The organism is Streptomyces spinoverrucosus (genome assembly GCF_006539505.1).
Taxonomy (GTDB): Bacteria; Actinomycetota; Actinomycetes; order Streptomycetales; family Streptomycetaceae; genus Streptomyces; species Streptomyces spinoverrucosus.
Map to the genome: position 1 here is coordinate 48,715 of NZ_BJND01000026.1, position 26,223 is coordinate 74,937.

At 72.1% G+C, this 26,223-nt stretch carries 25 protein-coding genes; 18 read left to right on the plus strand and 7 right to left on the minus strand.

The annotated features are described in order from the left end of the window. Positions 1 to 43 precede the first annotated feature (43 nt). A complete protein-coding gene (locus SSP24_RS19340; RefSeq protein WP_141310900.1) occupies positions 44 to 2,311 on the minus strand; it encodes a heterodisulfide reductase-related iron-sulfur binding cluster in 2,268 nt (755 codons plus the stop codon). Between the two features lie 216 nt (positions 2,312 to 2,527). On the opposite strand from SSP24_RS19340, the gene SSP24_RS19345 reads away from it, so the two are divergent. The 7 genes from SSP24_RS19345 (at position 2,528) to SSP24_RS19370 (ending at position 8,344) form a co-directional block, all read left to right on the plus strand. Further along, on the plus strand, positions 2,528 to 3,556 hold the full coding sequence (locus SSP24_RS19345; protein ID WP_141310901.1) for an MraY family glycosyltransferase: 1,029 nt from the start codon (positions 2,528 to 2,530) through the stop codon (positions 3,554 to 3,556). A 94-nt stretch (positions 3,557 to 3,650) separates the two neighbouring features. Further along, positions 3,651 to 5,489, plus strand: coding sequence for a molecular chaperone DnaK (gene dnaK, locus SSP24_RS19350; RefSeq protein ID WP_141310902.1), 1,839 nt, complete (start codon positions 3,651 to 3,653; stop codon positions 5,487 to 5,489). Beyond that, positions 5,486 to 6,136 (plus strand): nucleotide exchange factor GrpE, encoded by a 651-nt coding sequence (gene grpE, locus SSP24_RS19355; protein WP_141310903.1) that lies wholly within the window; start codon positions 5,486 to 5,488, stop codon positions 6,134 to 6,136. Before dnaK ends, grpE begins: the two co-directional genes overlap by 4 nt. Before the next feature lie 33 nt (positions 6,137 to 6,169). Further along, positions 6,170 to 7,348, plus strand: a complete 1,179-nt coding sequence (gene dnaJ, locus SSP24_RS19360; protein ID WP_141310904.1) for a molecular chaperone DnaJ — start codon at positions 6,170 to 6,172, stop codon at positions 7,346 to 7,348. 8 nt (positions 7,349 to 7,356) lie between these two features. Then, on the plus strand, positions 7,357 to 7,812 hold the full coding sequence (locus SSP24_RS19365) for a heat shock protein transcriptional repressor HspR (RefSeq protein WP_141311006.1): 456 nt from the start codon (positions 7,357 to 7,359) through the stop codon (positions 7,810 to 7,812). A 99-nt stretch (positions 7,813 to 7,911) separates the two neighbouring features. Next, a complete protein-coding gene (locus SSP24_RS42885; RefSeq protein WP_167529631.1) occupies positions 7,912 to 8,073 on the plus strand; it encodes a hypothetical protein in 162 nt (53 codons plus the stop codon). Positions 8,074 to 8,083: 10 nt separating this feature from the next. After that, the gene (locus SSP24_RS19370) at positions 8,084 to 8,344 is read left to right on the plus strand and encodes a hypothetical protein (RefSeq protein ID WP_141310905.1); all 261 of its coding nucleotides are present in this window, start codon (positions 8,084 to 8,086) and stop codon (positions 8,342 to 8,344) included. Positions 8,345 to 8,351: 7 nt separating this feature from the next. Here SSP24_RS19370 and SSP24_RS19375 read toward each other — a convergent pair whose 3' ends face one another. Next, the gene (locus SSP24_RS19375) at positions 8,352 to 9,350 is read right to left on the minus strand and encodes a helix-turn-helix transcriptional regulator (RefSeq protein ID WP_141310906.1); all 999 of its coding nucleotides are present in this window, start codon (positions 9,348 to 9,350) and stop codon (positions 8,352 to 8,354) included. 303 nt (positions 9,351 to 9,653) lie between these two features. Between SSP24_RS19375 and SSP24_RS19380 the strand changes: the two genes are divergently transcribed. Continuing rightward, the gene (locus SSP24_RS19380; RefSeq protein ID WP_141310907.1) at positions 9,654 to 9,899 is read left to right on the plus strand and encodes a helix-turn-helix domain-containing protein; all 246 of its coding nucleotides are present in this window, start codon (positions 9,654 to 9,656) and stop codon (positions 9,897 to 9,899) included. A gap of 80 nt (positions 9,900 to 9,979) precedes the next feature. On the opposite strand, the gene SSP24_RS19385 is transcribed toward SSP24_RS19380, so the two are convergent. Then, the gene (locus SSP24_RS19385; protein WP_229865506.1) at positions 9,980 to 10,630 is read right to left on the minus strand and encodes a hypothetical protein; all 651 of its coding nucleotides are present in this window, start codon (positions 10,628 to 10,630) and stop codon (positions 9,980 to 9,982) included. Positions 10,631 to 10,689: 59 nt separating this feature from the next. Beyond that, a complete protein-coding gene (locus tag SSP24_RS19390; RefSeq protein ID WP_141310908.1) occupies positions 10,690 to 12,459 on the minus strand; it encodes an ABC transporter ATP-binding protein in 1,770 nt (589 codons plus the stop codon). 231 nt (positions 12,460 to 12,690) lie between these two features. Between SSP24_RS19390 and lxmA the strand changes: the two genes are divergently transcribed. The 10 genes from lxmA (at position 12,691) to SSP24_RS19440 (ending at position 22,691) form a co-directional block, all read left to right on the plus strand. Further along, positions 12,691 to 12,909: a lexapeptide family class V lantibiotic gene (gene lxmA, locus SSP24_RS19395; RefSeq protein ID WP_141310909.1), complete on the plus strand. Its 219-nt coding sequence runs from the start codon at positions 12,691 to 12,693 to the stop codon at positions 12,907 to 12,909. 98 nt (positions 12,910 to 13,007) lie between these two features. After that, complete coding sequence (gene lxmD / locus SSP24_RS19400; protein ID WP_141310910.1) at positions 13,008 to 13,619, plus strand: peptide terminal cysteine decarboxylase LxmD; 612 nt, start codon at positions 13,008 to 13,010, stop codon at positions 13,617 to 13,619. Continuing rightward, complete coding sequence (locus SSP24_RS19405) at positions 13,616 to 14,512, plus strand: hypothetical protein (protein WP_229865512.1); 897 nt, start codon at positions 13,616 to 13,618, stop codon at positions 14,510 to 14,512. The genes lxmD and SSP24_RS19405 overlap by 4 nt, the downstream gene beginning before the upstream one ends. Continuing rightward, complete coding sequence (gene lxmK / locus SSP24_RS19410) at positions 14,509 to 15,972, plus strand: class V lanthionine synthetase subunit LxmK (RefSeq protein WP_229865515.1); 1,464 nt, start codon at positions 14,509 to 14,511, stop codon at positions 15,970 to 15,972. The genes SSP24_RS19405 and lxmK overlap by 4 nt, the downstream gene beginning before the upstream one ends. Further along, positions 15,969 to 17,033, plus strand: a complete 1,065-nt coding sequence (locus SSP24_RS19415; protein WP_141310912.1) for a T3SS effector HopA1 family protein — start codon at positions 15,969 to 15,971, stop codon at positions 17,031 to 17,033. Before lxmK ends, SSP24_RS19415 begins: the two co-directional genes overlap by 4 nt. Beyond that, entirely contained in the window at positions 17,030 to 17,818 is a 789-nt protein-coding gene (locus SSP24_RS19420) for a class I SAM-dependent methyltransferase (protein ID WP_229865523.1), read from the plus strand. Before SSP24_RS19415 ends, SSP24_RS19420 begins: the two co-directional genes overlap by 4 nt. After that, entirely contained in the window at positions 17,815 to 19,155 is a 1,341-nt protein-coding gene (locus SSP24_RS19425) for a M16 family metallopeptidase (RefSeq protein WP_141310913.1), read from the plus strand. The genes SSP24_RS19420 and SSP24_RS19425 overlap by 4 nt, the downstream gene beginning before the upstream one ends. Further along, positions 19,152 to 20,462 carry a M16 family metallopeptidase gene (locus SSP24_RS19430; protein WP_229865525.1) on the plus strand — a complete coding sequence of 437 codons (1,311 nt, stop codon included), beginning with the start codon at positions 19,152 to 19,154 and terminating at the stop codon, positions 20,460 to 20,462. Before SSP24_RS19425 ends, SSP24_RS19430 begins: the two co-directional genes overlap by 4 nt. Further along, a complete protein-coding gene (gene lxmJ, locus SSP24_RS19435; protein WP_141310914.1) occupies positions 20,459 to 21,445 on the plus strand; it encodes a F420-dependent peptide dehydroalanine reductase LxmJ in 987 nt (328 codons plus the stop codon). The genes SSP24_RS19430 and lxmJ overlap by 4 nt, the downstream gene beginning before the upstream one ends. A gap of 133 nt (positions 21,446 to 21,578) precedes the next feature. Then, complete coding sequence (locus tag SSP24_RS19440; protein ID WP_141310915.1) at positions 21,579 to 22,691, plus strand: sugar ABC transporter substrate-binding protein; 1,113 nt, start codon at positions 21,579 to 21,581, stop codon at positions 22,689 to 22,691. A gap of 55 nt (positions 22,692 to 22,746) precedes the next feature. Here the strand turns inward: SSP24_RS19440 and SSP24_RS19445 are convergent, their stop codons facing one another. From SSP24_RS19445 to SSP24_RS19455, 3 genes are read right to left on the minus strand one after another with little or no spacing between them, the layout of a single operon-like run. Beyond that, on the minus strand, positions 22,747 to 23,589 hold the full coding sequence (locus SSP24_RS19445) for a transglutaminase family protein (RefSeq protein WP_141310916.1): 843 nt from the start codon (positions 23,587 to 23,589) through the stop codon (positions 22,747 to 22,749). Position 23,590: 1 nt separating this feature from the next. Continuing rightward, positions 23,591 to 24,523, minus strand: a complete 933-nt coding sequence (locus SSP24_RS19450; RefSeq protein WP_141310917.1) for an alpha-E domain-containing protein — start codon at positions 24,521 to 24,523, stop codon at positions 23,591 to 23,593. After that, complete coding sequence (locus SSP24_RS19455; protein WP_141310918.1) at positions 24,520 to 26,064, minus strand: circularly permuted type 2 ATP-grasp protein; 1,545 nt, start codon at positions 26,062 to 26,064, stop codon at positions 24,520 to 24,522. The genes SSP24_RS19450 and SSP24_RS19455 overlap by 4 nt, the downstream gene beginning before the upstream one ends. Positions 26,065 to 26,223: the final 159 nt, after the last annotated feature.

Sequence of the window (26,223 nt, forward strand, 5' to 3'; positions counted from 1 at the left end):
TCCACCAAGGACAGGGGGCGTCACAAACCGCGGCAGGGACCGGTTACTTCACCGGCTCCGGCTCGACCTCGCTCTCCGCGTCCGCCGAACCCTCCGGCGTCACCGGCGTCTTGACGGATTCGAGCAGCAACTGGGCCACGTCGACGACCTGGATGGACTCCTTCGCCGTGCCCTCGTTCTTCCGCCCGTTGACCGAGTCGGTCAGCATGACGAGGCAGAACGGGCAGGCCGTCGAGACGATGTCGGGGTTCAGCGAAAGCGCCTCGTCCACGCGCTCGTTGTTGATGCGCTTGCCGATCCGCTCCTCCATCCACATCCGCGCACCACCGGCGCCGCAGCAGAAGCCGCGCTCCTTGTGGCGGTGCATCTCCTCGTTGCGGATGCCCGGGACGCTGGCGATGATCTCGCGCGGCGGCGTGTAGATCTTGTTGTGGCGGCCCAGGTAGCAGGGGTCGTGGTACGTGATGATGCCCTCGACCGGCGTCACCGGGACCAGCTTGCCCTCGTCGACCAGGTGCTGGAGCAGCTGGGTGTGGTGGATGACCTCGTAGTCGCCGCCGAGCTGCGGGTACTCGTTGCCGAGGGTGTTCAGGCAGTGCGGGCAGGTGGCGACGATCTTCTTCGCCGACTTGGGCTTCTTCGTCGCCGGGTCCTCGTCGTCCTCGCCGAACGCCATGTTCAGCGCCGCGACGTTTTCCATGCCGAGTTCCTGGAACAGCGGCTCGTTGCCGAGGCGGCGGGCGGAGTCACCGGTGCACTTCTCGTCGCCGCCCATGATCGCGAACTTGACGCCCGCCATGTGCAGCAGCTCCGCGAAGGCCTTCGTGGTCTTCTTGGCGCGATCCTCCAGGGCGCCCGCGCAGCCGACCCAGTACAGGTACTCGACCTCGGACAGGTCCTCGATGTCCTTGCCGACGACCGGGACCTCGAAGTCGACCTCCTTGAGCCACTCCAGGCGCTGCTTCTTGGCCAGGCCCCAGGGGTTGCCCTTCTTCTCCAGGTTCTTGAGCATCGTGCCCGCCTCGGACGGGAACGCGGACTCGATCATCACCTGGTAGCGGCGCATGTCGACGATGTGGTCCACATGCTCGATGTCCACCGGGCACTGCTCGACACAGGCACCGCACGTGGTGCAGGACCACAACACGTCCGGGTCGATGACGCCGTTCTCCTCGACGGTGCCGATCAGCGGACGCTCGGCCTCGGCCAGCGCGGACGCCGGAACGTCCTTCAGGGCCTCCTCCGAAGCCTTCTCCTCGCCCTCCACCGTCTTGCCCCCGCCCGCCAGCAGATACGGCGCCTTGGCGTGCGCGTGGTCGCGCAGGGACATGATCAGCAGCTTGGGGGAGAGCGGCTTGCCGGTGTTCCAGGCGGGGCACTGCGACTGGCAGCGGCCGCACTCGGTGCAGGTGGAGAAGTCGAGCAGGCCCTTCCAGGAGAACTGCTCGACCTGCGAGACACCGAAGACGTCGTCCTCGCCGGGGTCGGTGAAGTCGATCGCCTTGCCGCCGGACGTCATGGGCTGCAGTGCGCCCAGCGCGGTCTCACCCGTCGCGTTGCGCTTGAACCAGATGTTGGGGAAGGCCAGGAAGCGGTGCCAGGCCACACCCATGTTGGTGTTGAGGGAGACGACGATCATCCAGACGAACGAGGTCCCGATCTTGATCATCGCCGTGAAGTAGACGAGGTTCTGCAGGGTCGTCGTGTCCAGGTTCTCGAAGGCGAGGACCAGCGGGTACGAGGCGAAGTACGCGGCCTCGTAGTGCTCCACGTGGTGGATCGCGCCCTCCAGGCCGCGCAGCACGTAGATCGCGAGGCCGATGGTGAGGATGACGTACTCGACGAAGTACGCCTGGCCGGCCTTGGAGCCCGCGAAACGGGACTTGCGGCCCGCCCGCGACGGCAGGCTCAGCAGCCGGATCACGATGAGCACCGCGATGCCCAGGATCGTCATCGCGCCGATGAACTCGATGTACATCTCGAACGGCAGGAACCCGCCGATGACCGGCAGCGTCCAGTCGGCCTGGAAGAGCTGGCCGAACGCCTGGGCGAGCGTCGGCGGCAGCGTCAGGAAGCCGACCGCCACGAACCAGTGGGCGATGCCGACGATGCCCCACCGGTTCATCCGGGTATGGCCGAGGAACTCCCGCACCAGCGTCACGCTGCGCGCGTAGGGGTTGTCGGTCCGGCTGCCGGCGGGCACCGGCTGGCCGAGCTTGAAGTACCGGACGAACTGACCGACTGCGCGTGCGAGCAGCGCAACGCCGACCACGGTCAGGACCAGCGACACGATGATCGCGGCGAGTTGCATTTGGGGGCTCCTCGGGCCTGCGAGGGAGATTACTAAGCGGTAACTTACCCAGTCCGTCTGAGACTACCCGCATCCCTCGTCGCACTGTAGCCAGGCATGAGGTGATCTGGGTCGCTGAGGGTTGCCTCAGGGGCTGGACGCGCTACCTCGCGCAACCTCACGAAGCTGAACGTGTTATTCGTACCAAATTGATAGATTCGCACCTAATTTAAGAGCGTGCTCTACGGCATCGGCGCCGCCGTCGCGGCCCTCTTCCTCGCCTCGCTGCTCACGGCCCTGCTCCGCGGCCTGGGCCTGCGCCTCGGCCTGCTCGACCGGCGCCGCCGCAACCGTCCCGTCCCGCTGCTCGGCGGGGTGGCCGTGGTGCTCACCACCCTCGCCGTCGCGGGCACCGGCGAGTGGACCGGCGTCGCCCCGCTCGGCTCCGGCGTCGGCAGGGTCCTGGCCGCCGCTGCCGCCGTCGCCGTACTGGGGCTGGTGGCGGATGTGTGGCGGCTGCGGGACCGGCTGCTGTTCTGCGGTACGGCGGTGGCGGCGGCCTGCGTCGTGCCGTACGAGGACGTCGGTGTGGCCGGCGGGGTGGTGGCCGTCGGGTGGATCGCCGCCGTCGCCGTGGCCTTCCGGGCGCTCGATCACGCGGACGCGCTGGTGGGGACGGTGGGGGTGGTGACCGCCTTCGGGGTGGGGGTGTGCGCCGCGGTCGAGGTGATGGACGGGCTCGCGGTGCTGCTGAGCGTGCTGGCGGCCGCGCTGACCGGGTTCCTGATGCACAACTGGCACCCGGCGCGGATCGGGCTCGGCGCGTGCGGGGCGCTGTTCACCGGGTTCCTGCTCGCCACCGCGCTTGTGCTGACCCGTGCGGGGTACGCGCCCGGGAGTTCCGTGGGCGTGCTGTTCTCGTTCACCGCCGTGGTGAGCGCCGACGTCCTGATCGTGGCGCTGGCCCGGCGGTTCACCGGGCGGCCCGGGCCGGACCATCTCGCGCACCGGCTGCGGCGGCTGGGGCTCACTCCACAGGGCGTGACCGTCGTCCTGGGCGCCCTCGCCTTCGGTGGCGCGCTCGTCGGTGTCCTCGTGCACGCCGGATGGGCCGGCGTGGGTGCCGTGCTCGGTGTGGCGGGCGCCGCGCTGATCCTCGTACTCGGACTGCTGCGGGTGAAAACGGGTGGTCGGTTGACGGCAACCTCCATGCGTGCTCCGGCGTCTTTGCAGGTCACAGGGCAGTTGCGTGTAAGGAACGGATAAGAGTTGAGTCAGCTCGACTCAGGTCTGTTGACCCCGCCCCGGTCGTCATGCACACTTGAGCCTGTTCCACTCAAGTCAGCTGGAGGAATCAACCATGGCACGTGCGGTCGGCATCGACCTGGGCACGACTAACTCCGTCGTCAGCGTTCTGGAGGGCGGCGAGCCCACCGTCATCACCAACGCCGAGGGCGCCAGGACCACGCCGTCCGTCGTCGCCTTCGCCAAGAACGGCGAGGTGCTGGTCGGTGAGGTGGCCAAGCGTCAGGCTGTGACCAACGTCGACAGGACCATCCGGTCGGTCAAGCGCCACATGGGCACCGACTGGAAGATCGAGCTCGACGGGAAGCCCTTCAACCCGCAGCAGATCAGCGCCTTCGTGCTGCAGAAGCTGAAGCGGGACGCCGAGGCCTACCTGGGCGAGAAGGTCACCGACGCGGTCATCACCGTCCCGGCGTACTTCAACGACGCCGAGCGCCAGGCCACCAAGGAGGCCGGCGAGATCGCCGGTCTGAACGTGCTCCGGATCGTCAACGAGCCGACCGCCGCCGCCCTGGCGTACGGCCTCGACAAGGACGACCAGACCATCCTCGTCTTCGACCTCGGTGGCGGTACGTTCGACGTCTCGCTGCTGGAGATCGGCGACGGCGTGGTCGAGGTGAAGGCCACCAACGGCGACAACCACCTCGGTGGCGACGACTGGGACCAGCGCATCGTCGACTACCTGGTCAAGCAGTTCGCCTCCGGTCACGGCGTGGACCTGGGCAAGGACAAGATGGCCCTGCAGCGCCTCCGCGAGGCCGCCGAGAAGGCCAAGATCGAGCTGTCCTCCTCCACCGAGACCTCGATCAACCTGCCGTACATCACCGCCTCCGCCGAGGGCCCGCTGCACCTGGACGAGAAGCTCACCCGGGCTCAGTTCCAGCAGCTGACGGCCGACCTGCTGGAGCGCTGCAAGACCCCGTTCTTCAACGTCATGAAGGACGCCGGCGTCTCCATCAACGAGATCGACCACGTCGTCCTCGTCGGTGGCTCCACCCGTATGCCCGCCGTCGCCGAGCTCGTCAAGGAGCTGACCGGCGGCAAGGAGGCCAACAAGGGTGTGAACCCGGACGAGGTCGTCGCCATCGGCGCCTCGCTCCAGGCCGGTGTCCTCAAGGGTGAGGTCAAGGACGTCCTGCTGCTCGACGTCACCCCGCTGTCCCTCGGTATCGAGACCAAGGGCGGCATCATGACCAAGCTGATCGAGCGCAACACGACCATCCCGACGAAGCGCTCGGAGATCTTCACCACGGCCGAGGACAACCAGCCGTCGGTGCAGATCCAGGTCTACCAGGGCGAGCGCGAGATCGCGGCCTACAACAAGAAGCTCGGCATGTTCGAGCTGACCGGTCTGCCCCCGGCGCCGCGCGGCGTCCCGCAGATCGAGGTCTCCTTCGACATCGACGCCAACGGCATCATGCACGTCACGGCGAAGGACCTCGGCACCGGCAAGGAGCAGAAGATGACCGTCACCGGCGGCTCCTCGCTTCCGAAGGACGAGGTCGACCGGATGCGCCAGGAGGCCGAGCAGTACGCGGAGGAGGACCACCGCCGCCGCGAGGCCGCCGAGACCCGCAACCAGGGCGAGCAGCTGGTCTACCAGACGGAGAAGTTCCTCAAGGACAACGAGGACAAGGTCCCCGGCGAGATCAAGACCGAGGTCGAGGAAGCCGTCGCCGAGCTGAAGGAGAAGCTCAAGGGCGAGGACACCGCCGAGATCCGCACGGCCACCGAGAAGGTCGCGGCCGTGTCCCAGAAGCTGGGCCAGGCCATGTACGCCGACGCCCAGGCGTCCCAGGCGGCCCCGGGCGGCGCCTCCGAGCAGCCCAAGGCCGACGACGACGTCGTGGACGCCGAGATCGTGGACGACGAGCGCAAGGACGGTGCCGCGTGACGGAGGAGACCCCGGGCTTCGAGGAGAAGCCCGACGTCCCCTCGGGCGCCACTCCTGACGACGCCGAGCCGCAGGCCGCCCCGGAAGAGGGGGCGGCCCCGGCAGGGGACGTGAATCAGAACACCGCCCTGGTGGCACAGCTGGACCAGGTGCGTACGGCGCTCGGTGAGCGCACGGCGGACCTCCAGCGGCTCCAGGCCGAGTACCAGAACTACCGCCGCCGCGTGGAGCGGGACCGGATCACGGTCAAGGAGATCGCCATCGCGAACCTCCTGACCGAGCTGCTGCCGGTGCTCGACGACATCGGGCGGGCCCGGGAGCACGGCGAGCTGGTCGGCGGCTTCAAGTCCGTCGGCGAGTCGCTGGAGACCGTGGCGGCCAAGCTGGGCCTGCAGCAGTTCGGCAAGGAGGGCGAGCCCTTCGACCCGACGATCCACGAGGCCCTGATGCACTCCTACGCGCCGGACGTCACGGAGACGACCTGCGTCGCGATCCTCCAGCCGGGGTATCGCATCGGCGAGCGCACCATCCGCCCCGCGCGGGTGGCCGTCGCCGAGCCCCAGCCGGGCGCGCAGACCGTGAAGCCCGCCGAGGAGAGCGACACGCAGGCCGACGAAAAGGAGAGCGGTGGCCCGGACGAGGGCTGACGTTGAACGGATGAGGAAGGAGGGACGTCGAGGATGAGCACCAAGGACTTCATCGAGAAGGACTACTACAAGGTCCTCGGCGTCCCCAAGGACGCCACCGAGGCCGAGATCAAGAAGGCGTACCGCAAGCTCGCCCGCGAGTACCACCCGGACGCCAACAAGGGCAACGTCAAGGCCGAGGAACGCTTCAAGGAGATCTCCGAGGCGAACGACGTCCTCGGCGACCCCAAGAAGCGCAAGGAGTACGACGAGGCCCGCGCCTTGTTCGGCAACGGTGGCTTCCGGCCGGGCCCCGGCGCCGGCGGCGGCTCGTTCAACTTCGACCTGGGCGACCTCTTCGGAGGCGGCGCCCAGGGCGGGGGAGCGGGCGGCGGCTTCGGCGGCGGACTCGGTGACGTCTTCGGGGGCCTGTTCAACCGGGGCGGCGCGACCGGCACCCGGACCCAGCCGCGGCGCGGCCAGGACATCGAGTCCGAGGTCACCCTCAGCTTCACCGAGGCGATCGAGGGCGCGACCGTCCCGCTCAGGATGTCCTCGCAGGCGCCGTGCAAGGCCTGCTCCGGCACCGGCGACGCCAACGGCACACCGCGCGTGTGCCCGACGTGCGTCGGCACCGGCCAGGTGGCGCGCGGCTCCGGCGGCGGCTTCTCCCTGACCGACCCGTGCCCGGACTGCAAGGGCCGCGGCCTGATCGCGGAGAACCCCTGCGAGGTCTGCAAGGGCAGCGGCCGCGCCAAGTCGTCCCGCACCATGCAGGTGCGCATCCCCGCCGGGGTGTCGGACGGCCAGCGCATCCGCCTGCGGGGCAAGGGCGCACCGGGCGAGCGGGGCGGCCCGGCGGGCGATCTGTACGTCGTCGTGCACGTCGACGCCCACCCGGTGTTCGGCCGCAAGGGCGACAACCTCACGGTGACTGTGCCCGTGACCTTCGCGGAGGCGGCCCTCGGCGGCGAGGTGCGGGTGCCCACCCTGGGCGGCCCACCGGTCACCCTGAAGCTGCCGCCCGGCACGCCCAACGGCCGCACCATGCGGGCCCGGGGCAAGGGCGCGGTCCGCAAGGACGGCACCCGCGGCGATCTGCTGGTCACCGTCGAGGTGAGTGTCCCGAAGGACCTGACGGGGAAGGCTCGTGACGCGCTTCAGGCGTATCGCGAGGCGACCGCGGGCGAGGATCCGCGGGCGGAGCTGTTCCAGGCCGCGAAGGGAGCATGAGTCAAGCCATGGACACCAACGGCCGTCGACGCAACCCGTATGAGCTGACCGAGGAGACCCCGGTCTACGTCATCTCGGTGGCGGCCCAGCTGTCCGGCCTGCACCCGCAGACGCTGCGCCAGTACGACCGCCTGGGGCTGGTGTCTCCGGACCGCACGGCCGGCCGCGGCCGCCGCTACTCGGCCCGCGACATCGAACTGCTCCGCCAGGTGCAGCAGCTGTCGCAGGACGAGGGCATCAACCTCGCCGGCATCAAACGCATCATCGAACTGGAGAACCAGGTCGCAGCGCTGCAGTCCCGCGTCGCGGAGCTGCAGGCCGCGCTGGACGGTGCGGCGGCGGCGATGCAGCAGCGCGAGGCCGCCGTGCACGCCTCCTACCGGCGCGACCTGGTGCCGTACCAGGAGGTACAGCAGACCAGCGCGCTGGTGGTGTGGCGGCCGAAGCGGCAGCAGTCGGACTGACACCCGACGGCCGGGCTGACAGCAAGTGCCGGAACGGGTGCAGCATCCTGACAGCGATCCGTCTTCAGGTGCTGCCTCGGCGCTGGCAGAGTCATGGGCATGGAAAACAGGGGGAACACGCAGAAAACGTGCATCGGCAACGCGGTCAGGAAGGGTTTTCCGGCACTCGCGCTGGCCCTGCTCGTCACACTGCCGGTGAGTACGGCGGTGACCGTCCAGGGCGGGCCGTCGGTCCAGCTGTCGGTCAACGGATGGCAGTGAGACGGACGGGATGACGGATACGGAGTTCCAGGACCTGGTGCTGGTGCGCAGACCGCCGGGCACCGCGCCCGCCGCGACCGCCCTGGTCAGAATCCTCGGCAAGCTGCCCGAGGGGTGGGACCGCTCCTGGCGACTCGACGAGGACGGGGGCCGGATCCAGCTGCGGATCCGGCCCCCGGCCGGTTCGCCCTCCACGGCCGTACGGACGTGGCTGACCGAGGCCCTCGGGGACCCGGCACTGCGCGCCTGGGGCGCCGAGGAGACGGGCTGACCGGTGGTCAGATCCAGCGCCGTTCCCGGGCCAGCAGGGCCGCGTGCGCGCGGTTGCTGGCGTTCAGGGTGCGCAGGACGTTGGCCACGAGCCGGCGGTAGGTGCGCAGGGAGACGCCCAGTTCGCGGGCGCCTATCTCGTCCTTGGTGACGCGGCACATGGACTTCAGGACCTCCAGCTCCATGGGGGAGAGGGAGACCTCGTCCGGGGCCGGGTCGCCGAGCAGCCGGTCCAGGTCGGTGGCCTGGTCCCAGATCTTCTCGAACAGGGCCAGGATGCTGGCGACCAGCCCCGGTTCCTGGGCGACCAGGGCGCCGCGTGAGGTGTCCGCGGGGTCGGCCGGCACCAGGGCGGTGTGCCGGTCGTAGACGAGGACACGTTCGGCGATGCCCGGCGCGGCCCTGATCATGGCGCCCTGGGCGCTCAGTTCGCGCAGGTAGGCCGCGGTCGCCGGATCGTCCAGCGCCTCCTTCAGGACGACGCTGCGGATGCGCACACCCCGGCGCAGACAGCGGCTGTCCAGCGGCCGCGCGTGTTCGATGTTCTCCGGCGTGAGTGCCTGGTAGGGCTCGACCGAGAGGATCTCCTCGCGGGCGAAGAAGGCGAGATCGTCGATCCGGCCGCGGATCTGCGCGAGGTCCGTCATCCGCTCCACGCCGCCGCCCGCGGACGAGTGCGCGCCCTGCTCCGCGCGCAGCTCCTCGACCAGATGGCGGGGTCTGGTCACCTGCTGCAACTCGTGGTGCAGCTCGCTCAGTCTGCGGTCGGTGAGCAGTCCGACCGCGATCTCCGGGTCCGCCGCCGTCAGGGTGCCTTCCTGGCCGCCGGCCCGCAGCACGCCCAGTCCGGACAGGCGGTCCAGCGCGGCCCGGATCTCCGGCTGCGGCGCGTGGAACAGCAGATGGATGTCCTCCGTCGTCGTCCCGGGATTCCTCAGGAAGTGCCGGTAGACGCGCTCTTCCAGGGCGGTGAGCCCCAGCAGCCCCATTCTCCCCTCGTTCTTCATCCTTCCCCCGTGGTCCTCCCGTACTGCGCGGGACGGTGGAGGCGTCGCCGGGCACGGCTGGTCAGGCCGCAGCGATGCGGAATCCACCGAAATGATCAAGACACAGGGTAATGCGTTGGTCAAGACCCCGCCGCCGTCGCCCGGCAGGATGGTGCCGCCCCCGGTGCAGCAAGCTGCTGCCCGCGAAGCCCGCCCGGCCGCCCGGCTCTTGGCAGGCTGGAAGCCGTCGGACACCAACCGACACGGACGCCGGTTACGAGCCGACACAACACGACACGTCCGGACACAACCAGGGGGAAACACATGGCTGTTGTCGTGCAGGAGCACGCACCCGACTTCACCGCGCTCACCGACCGCGAGCGAGAGGTCCTGCTGCTGCTCGCCACGGGAGAGCAGAACCGCCGGCTCGCCCGCCGCCTCGGCATCGCGGAGCGCACCGTACGGGCCCACACGGCGAGCATCGTGCGCAAGCTGGCCCTCACGTCGCGGTTCGAGGCGGCGATCGTCTCGCACCTGTACGCGGACGACATCCGGGGCGCGCGCGGCTGACAGCCACGCCCCGCGGACACGCCAGAGCCCCTTCGGTACGGCACCGGAGGGGCTCTTCGTCGTGCGTGGCGCGGCCCGGGTCAGCCGGGGATCATGTCGCCGGCCGCCTCGATGGCGAGCATCCACATCGGCTGGGCCCCGGTGCCGAACGCGGCGGCGAGCGCGTAGCCCAGGGCCGCGTCCAGGGCCTCGTACTCGACGCCTTCGCGCCACTCGGCCAGCACATGCCCGTCGCCGTCGGAGGTGAAGTCCCCGATGTGCTCCTCGCCCCGCAGCAGGCGGCTGCCCGGTATGGAGTCGGGGACCAGGCGCCAGGTGCTTCCCGCGTGCCGGACGTCGACCGCGAACGAGCGCCGGGTCAGCCGCCCCTTCGCGGGGACGATCTCGGCCTCCTCGCCGTCGACGGTCAGTGTCAGCAGGCTCCCGTCCCGGGTGCCGATGGGCGTGTGGTCGTCGCCCTCCGTGCCGTCCTCGCGGTAGAGCTCGATCCGGGGGACGCGCTCGCCCTCGACGACGACCTCGCCCAGCTCGGTGTCCAGGTGGACGGTTATCGTGCCGAACCGGTCGTCCTCGGCGACGGTTTCCCGGACGGGGTCCTCTTCGGGGTCCTCGTCCCACTCGTCGTGGTCGTCGTGATCGTCGTACGCCTGCGTGTCATCGGGCCTGTCCTGGTACTCGTCGCGCTCGTCCTTCTTGGCGAGCGAGGTCGCGGGCGCCGGGTCCTTCGGCATGCGTCTTCCTTTGCTGTGCGGTTCTGACGGGTGGTCAGTACGTCAGGTGGGGGGAGGGCTCAGGCCCCCATTGCGGTCAGCTGGGTGGCCGCGAGATCCCGGTACAGCTCGTCCCTGTCCAGGAGTTCCCCGTGCCGTCCATGGTCGCGCACCCGGCCGCCGGCGAGCAGCACCATGTGGTCGGCGGAGGTCACCGTGGACAGGCGGTGGGCGATCAGGATCACCGTGCAGTGCTCCGCGGCCCGCTCCACGGTGTGCCGCAGGGCGGTCTCGCTCAGGCCGTCGAGGTGGGCGGTCGCCTCGTCGAGCAGCAGCACCTGGGGGCGGCGCAGCAGCGCGCGGGCGATGGCCAGGCGCTGGCGTTCGCCGCCGGACAGGGCGAGGCCGCGGGCGCCCACATGGGTGTCGAGGCCCTCGGGGAGCCGGGCGGCGAGCGAGTCGAGCAGGGTGTCCCGCAGTACCCGCTCGACCTCCTCGTCGGTGGCGTCGGGGGCGGCGTACAGGAGGTTCTCGCGGAGCGTGCCGGCCAGCATCGGGGTGTCCTGCTCCACGTAGGCGATCCGGCGGCGCACCTCGGCGCGGCTGAGCGTGGTGATGTCGGTGCCGTCGAGCAGGACACGGCCGGAGTCGACGTCGTAGAACCGCTGGAGCAGCGAGAAGACGGTCGTCTTGCCGCTGCCGGAGGGGCCGACGAGCGCGGTGACGCCCCCGGCCGGGGCGGTGAGGCTGACGTCGTCCAGGGTGGTGGCGCGGCCCTGGTAGGCGAAGGTGACGTTCTCCAGGGTGACCCGGGGCGGCGGGCCGGCCGGGCGGGCGGGGGTGACGTCCACGTCCGTCTCGATCTCCATGCGCTCGACCTCCTCGATCCGGGTGAGCGCGCCGAGGCCCTGCTGGAGCGAGGTGGTGCCGCCGACCAGGGAGAGCACCGGGCCGCCGAGGTTGAACAGGTAGAGCAGGAAGGCGATCAGCGCCGCCAGGTCGAGGGTGCCGGTGGCGACCAGGGCGCCGCCGAAGCCGATGACCGCAAGGAACGAGGCCTGCACGACCAGCGCCGAGAGCACCGCGATGGTGGCGTGGTAGCGGGCGCCGGCCAGGCCCGCCCGGTAGGCGTCCTCGGCGGCCGCGACGGCGCGCGCGGTCTCCGTCGCCTCGCCGCCGTTGGCCTTCACGGTACGGGCGGCGCCGAGCGAGCGGTCCAGGGCGGCGCCGATCTCGCCGACCGACGTCTGCGCGCGTGTGGTGACCCGGCGGATCCGCGGCATCACCACGCCCATGGCGACGCCGACCACCAGCAGCACACCGGAGGTGATGCCGAGCAGCGGCAGGCTCGTGATGCCCATCAGGACAATGGTGGCCAGCAGATGGACGCCGCCGTCGAGCAGTTGGATGACCCCGCTGGTCGCCGCGTGCTGCACGAGCGTGCTGTCGGAGGTCACGCGGGTCGTCAGCCCGCCGGGCTCGGTCCTGTCCAACTCGCTGGTGCGCAGTCGTATCAGACGGTGGATCAGGCCCCGCCGCACATGCAGGACGACCTTCTCCGCGGTGCGCTCGCTCACCAGCGCCTGGGTCCAGGTGAGTGCGATCGAGCCGGCCAGCAGGGCCAGCATCAGCAGGATCTCGTCGCGCAGGCCCTTGCCGGTCATGAGCGCCGTGAGCGCCGACTCGACGACCATCGGCTGGGCCAGCCCCGCCGCGCTGCCCGCGAGGGTCAGCACCAGGACCAGCAGGAGGACGCGCCGGTGCGGGCGCGCATGGGCGAGCAGGGCCCGAAGCGGCGGCCGGGGCGCGGGCCGCGGGGCCTGGGTGGTTGATGAGTCAGGTGTGTTCACCCTGTTCTTTTTACGCGGGCGGGCGGGCGCGGCGGTATTGGCGGTTGCGGCAATGCCGGGTATGGCAATGCCAGTTGCGGTATTGCCGGTTCCGGTCATGCCGTAACTGACAATAGCGGGCGGCCTTTTCAGTGAGCCATATTTCTCTCGTCCGCCGCGAACGGCAGCGGACAGCGGCTGAAAAGCGAAACAGCGGAACAGCCGTAATCCACTTTCACAAGGGAGAGACCCATGCAGTCCACGCAGAACGAGAAGGACCTGTTCGAGGGCTACACCGCCTACACCTCCGCCGAGGAGCTGGGCCTGTACGACGGCAAGGACGCCGCGCCCGCGTTCAGCCCGACCATCCCGTGGGCGATCCGCGCGACCATCATCACGGCCCGCTCCTCGCAGCAGTGCGCCGCGGCCCTGGGTTCGCTGACCGCCAAGACCATCGAGAAGAAGTGCTGACCGGACGCACCGCTCAGTGACCCGCGGGGAGGGGCCGGTGCCGGCCACCGGTCCCTCCCCGGGCAACACCCCACCGAACGTCCGGGAGGAGGACGGTCATGGAGGTCCCGGACCCCACAGGTGTCGCGGACCCCGGCTTCCGGCGGGTGCTCCTCGTCGGCACCGGAGCGCTCAGCGTGGCATTTCTGCCCTTCTGGACCAACTGGCTGAGCAACACCTTTCCGGAGATGGAGAAACGGGTCGTGCTGACCCGTTCGGCCCGTCGTTTCGTCTCGGCGGACGCGATTTCCGCGCTCTCGGGAAAGGACGTTCTCACCGACGACTGGAACGAGGCAGGCCCCGGCGCCGCGCCGCACGTGGAACTGGCCCGCTGGCCCGAACTCGTCCTCGTCCACCCGGCCACGATGCATTTCCTGAGCCGCTACGCGCTCGGCCTCACCGACACTCCGCTGCTGTGCGCCCTGCAGTCCACCTCCGCGCTGGTCGGCGTGGCACCCTCGCTGCCGCCCGGCGCCCAGCACAGCCCCGTCGTCCAGGGGCACCTCGACACCCTGCGGGCCCGCCCCGGCGTCGTCGTCGCGCCGACCGTCCCCGCGGTCAGCGCGAGCACCGGGGAGACCGAGGACGGGGGCGCGGCCCCGCTGTCGGAGCTGATGGGGCTGTGCGTCGGCGCGTACGCCCGGGCCCGGCGCGAGGAGGCGGCGGCGTGAGCGCGGTCGCCGAGTTCGCCACCGGGCTCCAGGTCACGCGGGTGCGGCGGACTCCCGACGGACGGTACGAGTGGTGGCAGGGGCCGGGGGCGTCCGCCTCCGCCCCGCCGGCCGCGCCGCTGGCGCCGTACGTCCCCCGCCACACCTCCGGCGCCGACCTGGTCGTGCCGCGGGCGTCGGGCGGCGGCCTGGCGCACCTCGCGGACGGCCCGTACTCGGCCGCCGCCTGGCTGCGCGATCCGCGTCCGGCGGTACGGCAGTTGGTGGCGCACGCGCTGGCCGCGGCGGGGACCGCACTACGGGAGCTGCACGCGGTCCCCGTACCGGACACGGCGGGCGTGCCGCCCGCCCTCACACGGCTGCGGGCGTTCCTCGACGGCGACGGCACCCCCGCCCCGGCCCTCGCGCGCCTGCGCGAGCACGCCGTACGCGCCTGGGGCCCCGCCCGCGTCGAACGGCTCCGCTCCTGGTGCGACGACCTGGCCGGGCCCGGCGGCACCGTCCTCGTGCACGGCTTCGCCTCCCTCGGCGCGCTGATCCCGCCCCTGCACCGGGGTCCGGTGGCGCTGCTGACCGGGGAGGACCTGGGGGCCGCACGGCCCGAGCTGGACCTGGGCTGGCTGCTGGGGGACCTGGCCGAACTCGGCTGGGCCGTACCGGGGTCGGAGGCGTTCGGCGGGCCGGACCTGCCGCGGGTGCTGCTCGACGCGTACGGCCCGGGTGCGGACCGGGAGCCGGCGGGGCGGGCCGCCGTCGTACGGATCGCCGCGCACATGCGGGACTTCGCCGCGTACTGCGACTGGAGCGACGAACTCACCGACTACACCGCCTTCATCGCTGACCTGATCGACGAGGAGGGCCGCCGCGCGGTCCCCGGGGGAGCCACACCATGACCACCACCACGACCGAACGGCCGCGTACCCGGCAGCGCTACCGGCCCACCGAGCTGGACACCGTCCCCGCCGTGAGCGCGCTGCTTCAGCGGCTCGGGCTCGGGCGGTTCGACCCGGAGGCGGTCACCGCGTTCGGCGGGCGCAACGACAACTGGGCGGGGCCGACCACGACCGGCGAGCAGGTGTTCGTCAAGACGGTCGCCCCGCTGCCGGACGACGGTGTCTGCCCCGAGCTGGAACGCGCCCTGAGCTTCGAGGAGCTGGCCGGGAGCCTGCCGCCCGGCTCGGCGCTGCGCTCGCCCGAGCTGCTCGGCGCGGACCCGGCCGCCGGGGTGACGGTCCACCGGCTGGTGCCCGGCGCCCGCTCGGGGGCCGAACTCGCCCTCGACGGCGAGTTCGACGAGGAGCTGTGCCGCGATGCCGGGCGGGCCATCGGCACCCTGCACGGCCTGGGGGCCGTCGACGGCCTGGACACGGGGGAGGCGCCGCTGCCGCCCCTGAAGTGGCTGAAAGCCCTGCCGTGGAGCGCCGTCCAGGAGCGCAGCATGGCGCAGATCGCCGCCTGGCAGCTCGTCCAGGACGACACCGAGGTGGTGGCGGCGCTGCACCGACTGCGGGACGCGGAGCGGACCGTGCCGCGCACCCCGGCCCACTGCGATCTGCGCTTCGACCAGTTCATCCGGGCCGAGGAGGGGACAGGGGAGCTGTACCTGGTCGACTGGGAGGAGTTCCGCCTCGCCGATCCCGCGCGGGACGTGGGCGCGTTCGCCGGGGAGTGGCTGTTCCACGCCACCTACTCCGTGTTCGCGCCGACGGAGGCGGCCCCCGGCCGGCGGGAGGACAGCGCCGGTTTCGGGCTGACGCACGAGGAGATCGTGGCGCGCGGCTCGGCGAGCCTGCGCCGGCATCTGCCCCGGATCGCCGCGTTCTGGCAGGGCTACCTGGAGTGCCGGCCGCTCGGCCGTGCGCTCGACGCCGGGCTGCCCGAGCGGGCCGCCGCGTACGCCGGATGGCACATGTACGACCGTCTGATCGCCACCGCCGAGTCGCACGCGACGCTCAACCCGGTCGCCCGCGCCGCCGCGGGCATCGGCCGCACGGTCCTGCTCGACCCGGCGTCGGCCGCGCGGACGCTCGGGCTGAGCCTGACGGAGCCTGCGGGCCCCTCGGGGCCGCTTAACGCCTCCGCCGCGTCGGCTTCTTCGGCCGTCGTGAACGCCTCGGCGGCCGTGGCCACCGCGTACGCCGTGAACGCGGTGAACGCCTCGGCCGATTCGGCCACGTCAGCTGCCGCATGCGCCGCGAGCACCGCGAACGCCGTTGAGTCCTCGGCCGCGTCGGCTTCTTCGGCCGCCGTGAACGCGCTGGCCACGTCGGCCTCTTCGGCCGTCGCGCAGGCCGTGAACGTCGTGAACGCCTCGAACGCCTCGAACGTCTCGAACGGGAGCAGCAACCGATGACCCTCCCCCTGTTGGACTCCCCGGTGCCGGGCGCATCCCCCGTCGCCCGGCACCGGGGGCTCGCGCCGCGGCTGGTCGCCGCGCTCGGTGCCGTGTCCGTCGCGCCGGGCGCCCGCGAGGCCACCGTCGCCGGGCGCCCGGTCAGCGCCGACAGTCCGCGCGACCTGCGCGGCCGGCTCACCAACGCGCTGTACGAGGAACTCCACGCCGGCCGCCACCGGGGCGGCGCCCTCCCCGACGGGCCGCCGCCACGCCGCACCCTGCGCGACCCCGCACTGGAGCGCCGGCTCTCGGCCGCCGTGCCGCACACCACCACCCCCACCCGGGGCCGGCTCGTCGAGGTGCTCCGACGGCCGGACGGCGACCAGCTCGTCGTACGCCTCCCCGAGGTCACCGCGCGCGTTCCCGCCGACCGGCTGCTGAGCCCGGCCTCCCCGCCCGAGCCCGGCGAGTACGTCGAGCTCGCGCTGGAAGCCGCCCGGCCCGCGCTGTCCCCCGGCTTCTTCTACGTCATGGGCTCCCGCCCGCTGCCCCGCCCCGCCGGTGCCGTACGCCGCCTCTTCCTGCACGCGCGGGACGCGGACGCGGCGGTCGTGCTGTGGGGCGCGGCGCTCGGGGCGTTGGAGGCGGCCGAGGCCCGGTACCACGCCAAGGTGCTCTCCGATCCGCAGGACTTCCCGCGCCGGGACGCCGTCGTGGTCTACCTGCACGGTGACCACCGGCCGGGCGAGCGCGCGGTCGCGGCGGCCGTGGCCCCGCACGCGGGCACGCTCACCGGCATCGACACCTCGGTGTTCACCGACGAACTCGCCCCGGGCGTCGCCGCCGCCTGGGACCCGCAGGACCCGCGTCCCGGACAGAGCGGCATGAGCTTCGGCCAGCACCGGGCCTTCGCGCTGGCGTCCGGGCTGATCGAGCACGCCCTGGCGGCCGACGCATCGGCCGACGCCTCCGGCGCACGTACCCGTGAGGAGTACGTCGTACGGGCCTTCCACGAGGCGGGAATCGACCCGCTGCACCCCCAGAACAACCTCGACACCCGCCCGGGAGACGGCCGATGACCACCACCGCCCCTGCCGCCGATACCGTCGGCGGCCTCGGTACCGCGCTGACCACCGCCTACAGCGACGCGCTCGCCGAGGTGTACGACGAGATCTACCCCAGCACCCCGGATCTGGAGGACATCGCCGACTTCCTGCTCACCCTCACCGCACCCGGCGCGAGCGTGCTCGAACTCGGCGTCGGCACCGGCCGAGTGGCGTTGCCGCTCGCGGACAAGGGCTTCCAGGTGTACGGCGTCGACTCCTCCGAGGGCATGCTCGCCCGCCTCGCCGAGAAGGACTCCGAGGGCCGGATCACCCCCGTGCACGCCGACTTCGCCGCCCTCGACCTCGGCCGCACCTTCGACGTCGTCCTCGCGCCCTTCAACTCCCTGTGCTGCGCGGTCGCCCCGGACGAGCAGATCGCCCTGATGCACGCGGTGGCCCGGCACACCGCGCCCGAGGGCCATGTCGTCATCGAGACGTTCGACCCCAGCGACTACCACGTCCAGAAGAAGAACGAGATCAGCACCTACCCGATCCCCGGGCGCGGAGCCATGATCGAGTCCATCGGGGTGCTGCCCGCCTCGCAGAACATGATGGTCCACAACACCCTGTTCCTCGACGGAGAGCCCCCGAAGTCCGCGACCACGGTGATGCGGTATCTGTGGCCCAGCGAACTCGACCTGCTCGCCGGCATCGCCCGCCTGGAGCTGTCCGCCCGCTACTCCGGCTGGCGCGAGCAGCCCTTCGACGGCGGCGACAGCCGCAAGATGTGCGTCTCCGTGTACCGGCCGCTGTCATGAGCGTCCCGCTGGTCGTCGAGGAGCTGCCCGGGCGCGGGCTCGTGGCCGTGGCGCTGACCGTGGGCGCGGGCGGTGACGACGATCCGCCGGGGCGGCACGGCATGGCCCACCTCGTGGAGCACCTGATGTTCCCGCGCGGCGACGAGGGCGACGCGGGCCATGTGGCCCTGGTCGAGGAGGCGGGCGGCATGTGCAACGCCGAGACCCACCGCGACCACACGGTCTTCCACACCGTCGTCCCCGCCGACGCCCTCCCCGACGTGCTGGCCTGGGAGGCCCGGCGGCTGCTGCGCTTCGATCCGGCGCCGGCGACCGTGCGCTCGGAGGCCGCCGTCATCGCCGAGGAGATCCGCGCGGCGGACGCCGGCAACCGGCTCTGGGACATCGTGCTCGCCGCGCTCCACCCAGGCGCGCGCGACGCCTACGGCACGACGGAGGAGCTGCGCGCGGCGACGGCCGGGGAGGCGGAGGCCTTCTTCCGGCGCCACTACAGGCCCGGGCGGGCGGTGCTGTCCGTGGTCGGGGACGTGACGGCGGGTCGGGTGGCGGAGCTGGTGGAACGGGAGTTCGGGGACTGGGGGACGAGCGGGGGTGCGGTCCCGCCGGGCCGGGGCTCGGATGCAGGGCCGCCGGTTCGGGAGTCGGTGGGCCGGAGCTCGGGTGCGGGGGTGCCGGTTCGGGAGTCGGTGGGCCGGGGCTCGGGTGCGGGCGTGTCGCTGCCGGAGGCCGAGCCACGGGCCGTCCCGGCGAAGGGCGTCGGCGCCCCGGCGTCCGGCACCCCTGTGCCGTACCACCGGGACGCCGTGGCGATCGGGCACGCGCTGGCCGACCCGCGTGCGGGACTCGGGCCGTACCTCGCGCAGGTCGTCCTCTGCGAGGTCCTGCTTCGCACCCGGCTCCCCCGCCTCCTCGCCGGCACCGGCGCCCTGGACGCGGCGACCGTGCGCTGCGGCTACCAGGGCCAGTGGCTCGCCTCCGCCGCCCCCGACCTCGCGCTGGTCCTGCTCGGCAGGGCCCCCGGCACCGGCACCGAGGAGGCCGTCGGCCGGTGGCTGGACGTCCTCGGCGCCCTGGCCGCCGCCCCGCCCGGCGAGGATGAACTGCGGCCCGCGGTGGCCGTCCTGCGGGCCGCCTGGCACCGCCAGGCCGACTCCCTCGCCGCCCGCGCGCTCGCCCACGGCCGCGCCGAGCTGCTCTTCCCCCGCCAGGAGGGGGCCGCACCCGACGCCGTCCCCGCGCACCTGGCCGCCGTCACCGCCGCCGACGTCTCGGCCACCGCCCGCGCCCTGCTCACCACGCCCCCGACCGTCCGCACCCTGGAGGGAGTCACCCCGTGAAGGTCCTCTCGCCCCCGCGCCCGGTGCCCTGGCGGGACACCCTCCGCACGGTCCTGGCGAACGGTCTGGACACCGTCGTCGTGCCCGCGCCGGGCGCCCCGCTGGCCGAGCTGCGCCTGGTCCTGCCGTACGCCCGCACCGGGCACGCCCGCACGCAGGAGCTGCTCGCCGCCGGGCTCGGCACCGCCACCACGTCCCGGGACCGGCGGGAGGTCGCGGAGCTGGCGGCCGGCCTCGGCGCCGAGGTCAGCACGGTGGTGACCGCCGAGCATTTGGTCCTCTCGGTGAGCGTGCTGGCGGAGGGCCTGCCGGCCGCGCTGGACCTCCTCGCCGACCTGCTCCTGCACCCGGCGTACGACCCTCCGGCCGTCCCCGGCCCGGCCGCCCCCGCGCCGCCCGGCCCCCGCACCCGCCTGCGCCGGGCCCAGCTCCGCCACGCCTTCGGTGGCCCCCACCCGCTGTCCGACGACCCGGCCGGCACTGCCGTCCCCACCGTCGAGGAGCTGCACGCCCTCCACCGGCGGGCAGTCGTCCCGCACGGAGCCGTCCTGCTGCTGATGACCGGCGAGGAGCCGGACCGGGTACTGGCCCGGGTACGCGAGGCGCTGGCGGACTGGACCGGCGGCCCCTCCGGCCTCCTCCTGCCCCCTTTCCCCCGCCGCACCCCGACCCCCGGACGCCTGGCGCTGCACGACCCCGCCGCCGACCAGGCGCTGCTGCTCACCGCGGGACCCGCCGTCCCGGCCCCCGACCCGGCGCACACCGCGCTGCACCTCGCCCAGGTCGTGCTGGGCGGCCACGCCACGTCCCGGCTGACCCAGCGGCTCCGGGAACGCCACGGCCTGGCATACGCCGTCGACGCCCGGGTCCGGCAGAACCGCGCCGGCTGCTGGCTGGAGATCGACTGCGCCGGTGCTCCCGGCACCGGCGACCGGCTGGCGGCGGAGGTCACCGCCTGCCTCGCGGAACTGGCCGCCACCGGTCCCACCCCCGAGGAGGCGCGCCGCGCCCGCCGCTACGCGGCCGGGTTCACCCGCTTCGCCCTCGCCACGCGCGCGGAGGAGGCGAGCGCGCTGGCGGGCTTCGCGGCGAGCGGCCTGCCCCTGGACTGGCTGGCGCACTACCCGGACGCCCTGGCCGAGGTGTCGGACCGGCAGATCGCCGAGTCCGCGGCGGCCTTCCTGGACCCGGCCCGCGCCCTGGTGACCACCCTCGACCGCACCGGCCCCGCACCCACAGGACGCTCCGCACCCACAGGACGCTCCGCACCCACAGGACGTTCCGCACCCACAGGACACGGACGATGACCACACCGGAACAGCAGACCGACGCCCCGGCGGTCCTCTACCCCCTCCAGCCCGACCACCCCGAACTCGTCGCCCCCTTCGCCGAGCTGGTGGCCCGCACCGGTGCCCGGCGGCTCTGGCTCTGCCAGTCCTTCCGGGCGGAACCGCACCAGGTGCTGGCGTACTTGGCCGGTATGGGCCACAGCGTCCCCGTGGGCACGTCGGTCACCCTGCTCCCGCTGCGGCACCCGTACGAGGCGGCGCTCCAGGCCCGTTCCCTCGCACTGCTCACCGGCCGGCCGGTCGTGGCCGGATACGGCATCGGCACGCCCGAGTTCGCCCAGGGGCTCACCCCCGAGCCGTACCGCAGCCCGCGCACGGCAGTGGCGGAGTACCTGACGTCCGTGCGCGCCCTGCTGAACGGCGAGGACGTGGCGCACGACGGCCCGTACCACTGCCTGCACGCTTCCCTACCCCCGGTGGGTCCGCACGCGCCGGTGGAGGTCGGCGCCGGGGTGCTGCGGCCGGGCATGGCCCGTACGGCGGGCGCGACCGCGGACATGGCGATCACGTGGATGACCCCGCCGTCCTACATCCGCGACACGCTCGCCCCCCAACTGGCTGCCGGCGCCGCCGAGGCGGGCCGTGCCACCCGCCCGCGCATCGCGACGGCCGTCCATGTGGCCGTCCGCCGCCCCGGCCGCGACCCGCGCCGCCTGGCCCGGGCCGCCGCGGGTGCGCACCTGCGCGCCCCGCACTACGCGGACATGCTCCGCCGTGCGGGCGTCGACGTGGACGCCCCCGATCCCGCCGCCGAACTGCTCCGCGCCGGCGTGGTGGTCACCGGCACACCCGAGGAGATCGCCGCCACCCTCGCCGACCACCGGGCCGCAGGCGTCGACGAACTCGTCCTCAACCCCACGGCCACACTCCTCACCGAGGGCGTCCACGCAGCGGTCACCGACCTGGAGGAAATCACCGCGGCCCTCGGAGCCGTGAGTTGAGCGGAGCGTACTGTTCCCATCTCGTTAAGTGGTTCCCCTTGACGCCGATGGTGGGTGAAGCGTTGGCTTTCCAGTCACATGGGCCGCACAACTGTGCCCACGTCCCGGAAACGCACCTGAAGTGAGCCCCCGCATGCGTCGTCGTACCGCCACAGCAGTGGCCGCCACCTCCGTGTCCGTCATGCTCGCCGGCTGCGGCGTGCTCAACGCGACGGGGAGCAGCGAGGACGCGAGCCCGACGAAGGGCAACGACATCACCGTCGGCCTGCTGCTGCCCGAGACGGCGAACACGCGGTACGACAAGTTCGACTACCCCATCATCAAGGAGCGGGTGGCCACGCTCACCAAGAACCAGGGCAAGGTTCAGTACGCCAACGCCGACGCGGACGCCAACAAGCAGGCCAGTCAGTTGCAGCAGATGATCGACGAGCAGGTCGACGTCATCCTGCTGGACGCCGTCGACGCGCACGCCATCGCGGGCGGGGTGAAGAAGGCCAAGGACGCGGGTATCCCGGTCATCGCCTACGACCGGCTCGCCGAGGGTCCCATCGACGCGTACATCTCCTTCGACAACGAACTCGTCGGCGAGGTGCAGGGCCGCTCCCTCCTCGACGCGCTGGGCAGCGAGATCGACAGCTCCGACAAGATCGTCATGATGAACGGCTCGCCCACCGACCCCAACGCCAAGCAGTTCAAGCAGGGCGCGCTGTCCGAGCTGAACGGCAAGGTGACGATCGCTCAGTCCTTCGACACCAAGGACTGGAAGCCGGAGAACGCCGAGGCCAACATGGCCCAGGCGATCCAGCAGATCGGCAAGGACAACATCGCCGCCGTCTACTCCGCCAACGACGGCATGGCCGGCGGCATCGTCAAGGCCCTGGAGGCGGCCGGGGTGACCAAGCTGCCGCCGATCACCGGGCAGGACGCCGAACTCGACGCGGTGCAGCGGATCATCGCCGGTGAGCAGTACATGAGCGTCTACAAGTCCTACCCGCAGGAGGCCGAGGCCGCCGCCGAGATGGCCGTCGCCAAGGTGCAGGGCAAGGACATCCAGTTCGACGCCCTCGCCCGCGACCGGGTGGACAGCCCGACCGACAAGGACATCCCGGCCCAGCTGGTGTCGGTGGTGGCGCTGACCCGGGAGAACATCAAGGACACGGTGGTCGCCGACGGCATCTACAAGGTGTCGGAAATCTGCACGGCCGACTACAAGGACGCCTGCGCGGCGATCGGGCTGAAGCAGTAGGCCGAGGCGCTGCGGCACCCGTAAGCGCCGGGCTGCGCACCCGACCCGCGTTGGTTCACGCCACCCGCGTGAATTCCACCGTCACCTCCGGCGGACCGCCCGTCACGCCCCGGTACACGCCCTTGTGCGGCGTGACGTCGGCGTAGTCGCGGCCGCGGCCGACCACGACGTGGGAGTCGTCGGCCCGGGTGCGGTTGGTGGGGTCGTAACCGCACCAGTCGCCCGCCCAGTACTCGATCCAGGCGTGGGACTGCCCGGCCACCGGGCGGTGCAGTTCCGCCTCCCGTTCGGGGTGGAGGTAGCCGGAGACGTAGCGGGTCGGGAGGCCGAGGCCGCGCAGGAGGGCGATCGTGAGGTGGGCGATGTCCTGGCAGACGCCCGCGCCCTGCTCCCACGCCTCGGCGGCCGAGGTGTTCACACTGGTGACGCCGGGCAGGTACGACACCTGGTCGGCGACCAGCGCGGAGACGGCGACGGCGGTCTCGTGCGGGTCGAGGGCGACGGCCGTCTCCCTCGCCCGCTCGATCAGCTCCTGCGGGACCGTCGTACGGGAGGTCGGGTGCGCGTACTCCAGCAGACGGGAGTTGGCGGCCTGGTCGGCCACCTCCGCCCAGGTCGGCGCGCCGGGGAGCGGGTCCGGCGGGGACGTCTCGACCAGGCTCGACGCCGTGATCGTCAGGTGGGCGTGCGGTTCCATCAGGTCGAAGCCGGTGACCTGGGTGCCCCAGTAGTCCCAGTACGACCAGGTCGTGGCCACCGGGCTGATGGCGACCCGGGCGTCCAGGGTGGTCTGGCCGGGCAGCGTCAGCGGTGTCATGCGGACCTCGTTGTGCGAGGAGACGGCCGCCTGGGCGTACGAGACGCGCGTGGTGTGCCGGATACGGAGGCGACGAGCCATCTCAGGCTCCTTCCTGGGCCCACTCGACGGGCCCCTGGTACGGGAAGAAGCGCTCCGCCACCGCGTCGGCGGACGCCATGCAGGACTGCTGGAGGTCGCGCAGCAACAAGGGGAGTTGGTCCTCCAGCGCCTGCGTGTCCAGGTATTCGAGCCGGGTGCGCATCCGGCCGATGGGACGCCGGGCCGGGTCCTGGCGAGGGCGGCCCAGCGCGCTCAGGCACTCCTCCGCCGTCGTCAGCGCGTGCAGCGCCGAGCGCGGGAAGTCCCGGTCCAGCAGCAGGAACTCGGCCACCCGCGGGGTGTCGCCGAAACCGCCGTACACGCGCGCGTACGCCTCGTCCGCGCCGGACGCGCTCAGCAGCGTCGGCCAGTCCGGCGCGTGCGCCGCGTCCAGCACGCGCACCGACAGCAGCCGTACGGTCATGTCCACCCGCTCAAGGCTCCGCCCCAGCACGACGAACCGCCAGCTGTCGTCCCGGCTCATCGTCGAGTCGGCCAGACCGAAGAAGAGGGCCGCCCGGCGCCGTACCAGTTCCAGATACGCGTACGGTCCCGTGCGGCGGGCCGCGAGCCGCTGGTCCTCCAGCGCGTGCCACGTCGAGTTGAGGCACTCCCACATCTCCGACGACACCGCCTCGCGGGCGCTGCGCGCGTTCAGCCGGGCGGCACCCAGCGCGCCCTCGATGGAGCAGGTGGAGCGCGCGTCGAAGGCCAGCTGGTCCAGCACCTGCTGCATGTCCACCGGATCCGTGCCGGCGTCGGTGCCCAGGATCGCGTACAACGAGCGGCAGGCGACGTCCTCGTCGCGCCAGGGGTCCTCCAGCATGCGGTGCAGATACGCGTCGAGGATGCGTCCAGTGGCGTCCGCCCGCTCCACGTACCGGCCGGTCCAGGTCAGAGCCTCGGCTATCCGGGAGAGGATCACGTCGTTCACTGCTGCTGCGCCCCTTCCTGTACGACGGTGGGGGTGCCGTCGGGGCCCAGCTGGCGCGGGGCGACCTCGACCAGCCCGTCCGAGGCCGTGCGCGCCGGGGGATCGGCGGGCCCCTCGGCCAGCACCCAGGTGTCCTTTGAGCCGCCGCCCTGGCTGGAGTTGACGATCAGGTTGCCCTCCTGGAGGGCGACCCGGGTCAGGCCACCGGGCAGCACCCAGACATCGTCGCCGTCGTTGACGGCGAAGGGTCTGAGGTCGATGTGGCGGGGCGCCATGCGGTCGCCCGCGAGGGTGGGGGAGGTGGACAGGGCGACCGGGCGCTGCGCGATGAACCCGCGCGGGTCGGCGGCCACGGCCCTGCGCGTGCGCTCCAGCGTCTTGGCGTCCGCCTTGGGCCCGATGACGATGCCCTGCCCGCCGGCCCCGTCGACCGGCTTGACCACCAGCTGGTCGATCTGGTCGAGCACGGCCTCCAACTGGCCTGGCTCCTCAGGCCGGAAGGACTCGACGTTGGGAAGAATCGGTTCCTCGGAGAGGTAGTAGCGGATCAGGTCCGGGACGTAGGTGTAGAGCAGCTTGTCGTCCGCGATGCCGTTGCCGACCGCGTTGGCGAGGGTGACGTTCCCGGCCGTGGCGGCGCTCATGATGCCCGGGCAGCCGATGACCGAGTCGGGGCGGAAGTGGAGGGGGTCGAGGAAGTCGTCGTCCAGGCGCCGATAGACGACGTGGACGGGGACCTCGCCGCGGGTCGTCCGCATCCACACCCTGTTGTTGCGGCACACGAGGTCGTGTCCCTCGACCAGCTGTACGCCCATCAGCCGGGCCAGCAGGGCGTGTTCGAAGTAGGCTGCGTTGTTCGGGCCGGGCGTGAGGACGACGACCCTCGGATCCACGGTGCCTCCGGGCGCGGCGGCGCGCAGGGCGGCGAGCAGCCGGTTCGCGTAGCCGTCCACGGGCAGGACGTGCTGCTCGGCGAAGAGGGACGGGAAGATCCGGGTCATCGCCCGGCGGTTCTCGATGACGTACGACACCCCGCTGGGCACCCGCACGTTGTCCTCCAGGACCCGGAAGTCCCCGTTCTCGTCGCGGACGAGATCGATGCCCGCGACATGGATCCGGACCCCGCCGGGCGGCTCGACGGAGTGCGCCGCCCGATGGAAGTGGGGTGAGTTCAGCAGCAGCCGCCAGGGCACCAGGCCGTCCTCGAAGGCCCGGCAGTGCCCGTAGGCGTCGGCGAGATAGGCCTCCAGGGCCCGCACCCTCTGCGCCACCCCGCGTTGTATGAAATCCCACTCCACGGCGTCGAGGATGCGCGGCACGAGATCCAGCGGCCAGGGCCGCTCCTCACCCGCGAAGGCGTAGGTCACGCCCCGGTCCGTGAACGCTCTCGCCATCTGGTCCGCGCGGAAGCGCAGTTCACTCGGCTCGATGGGCTGAAGTGCCGCCAGTACCGGCTCATAGGCGGTCCTGACCTCACCCGGCCGCACAAACATCTCGTCCCACGCGTCGGCCAACGCGTACGCGTCAAATATGTCCGCCATGGCCTGACGGTAAGTGCGGTACGTAACACAGAGATCACTGGCCGATTTCCGCCGGCTCACGCAAAGAGGGGTGCTGCCGAGCTTGCTGCCGCTGTGGCATCACTGACTGTGTACGCGCCTCCCTCATGTTGTTGCAGCGTTCCAGGCCTGAGGGGCGGA

What these genes read in the sequence shown, in the direction of transcription:
- lxmD (WP_141310910.1), top strand. Translation starts at nt 13,008, where the DNA reads ATGGAGGTCCCGGACCCCACAGGTGTCGCGGACCCCGGCTTCCGGCGG.
- lxmJ (WP_141310914.1), top strand. Translation starts at nt 20,459, where the DNA reads ATGACCACACCGGAACAGCAGACCGACGCCCCGGCGGTCCTCTACCCC.
- lxmK (WP_229865515.1), top strand. Translation starts at nt 14,509, where the DNA reads ATGACCACCACCACGACCGAACGGCCGCGTACCCGGCAGCGCTACCGG.
- lxmA (WP_141310909.1), top strand. Translation starts at nt 12,691, where the DNA reads ATGCAGTCCACGCAGAACGAGAAGGACCTGTTCGAGGGCTACACCGCC.
- SSP24_RS19455 (WP_141310918.1), bottom strand. Translation starts at nt 26,064, where the DNA reads ATGGCGGACATATTTGACGCGTACGCGTTGGCCGACGCGTGGGACGAG.
- SSP24_RS19365 (WP_141311006.1), top strand. Translation starts at nt 7,357, where the DNA reads ATGGACACCAACGGCCGTCGACGCAACCCGTATGAGCTGACCGAGGAG.
- SSP24_RS19445 (WP_141310916.1), bottom strand. Translation starts at nt 23,589, where the DNA reads ATGGCTCGTCGCCTCCGTATCCGGCACACCACGCGCGTCTCGTACGCC.
- SSP24_RS19385 (WP_229865506.1), bottom strand. Translation starts at nt 10,630, where the DNA reads ATGCCGAAGGACCCGGCGCCCGCGACCTCGCTCGCCAAGAAGGACGAG.
- SSP24_RS19375 (WP_141310906.1), bottom strand. Translation starts at nt 9,350, where the DNA reads ATGAAGAACGAGGGGAGAATGGGGCTGCTGGGGCTCACCGCCCTGGAA.
- SSP24_RS19425 (WP_141310913.1), top strand. Translation starts at nt 17,815, where the DNA reads ATGAGCGTCCCGCTGGTCGTCGAGGAGCTGCCCGGGCGCGGGCTCGTG.
- SSP24_RS19415 (WP_141310912.1), top strand. Translation starts at nt 15,969, where the DNA reads ATGACCCTCCCCCTGTTGGACTCCCCGGTGCCGGGCGCATCCCCCGTC.
- SSP24_RS19380 (WP_141310907.1), top strand. Translation starts at nt 9,654, where the DNA reads ATGGCTGTTGTCGTGCAGGAGCACGCACCCGACTTCACCGCGCTCACC.
- SSP24_RS19440 (WP_141310915.1), top strand. Translation starts at nt 21,579, where the DNA reads ATGCGTCGTCGTACCGCCACAGCAGTGGCCGCCACCTCCGTGTCCGTC.
- dnaK (WP_141310902.1), top strand. Translation starts at nt 3,651, where the DNA reads ATGGCACGTGCGGTCGGCATCGACCTGGGCACGACTAACTCCGTCGTC.
- SSP24_RS19370 (WP_141310905.1), top strand. Translation starts at nt 8,084, where the DNA reads ATGACGGATACGGAGTTCCAGGACCTGGTGCTGGTGCGCAGACCGCCG.
- dnaJ (WP_141310904.1), top strand. Translation starts at nt 6,170, where the DNA reads ATGAGCACCAAGGACTTCATCGAGAAGGACTACTACAAGGTCCTCGGC.
- SSP24_RS19420 (WP_229865523.1), top strand. Translation starts at nt 17,030, where the DNA reads ATGACCACCACCGCCCCTGCCGCCGATACCGTCGGCGGCCTCGGTACC.
- SSP24_RS19340 (WP_141310900.1), bottom strand. Translation starts at nt 2,311, where the DNA reads ATGCAACTCGCCGCGATCATCGTGTCGCTGGTCCTGACCGTGGTCGGC.
- SSP24_RS42885 (WP_167529631.1), top strand. Translation starts at nt 7,912, where the DNA reads ATGGAAAACAGGGGGAACACGCAGAAAACGTGCATCGGCAACGCGGTC.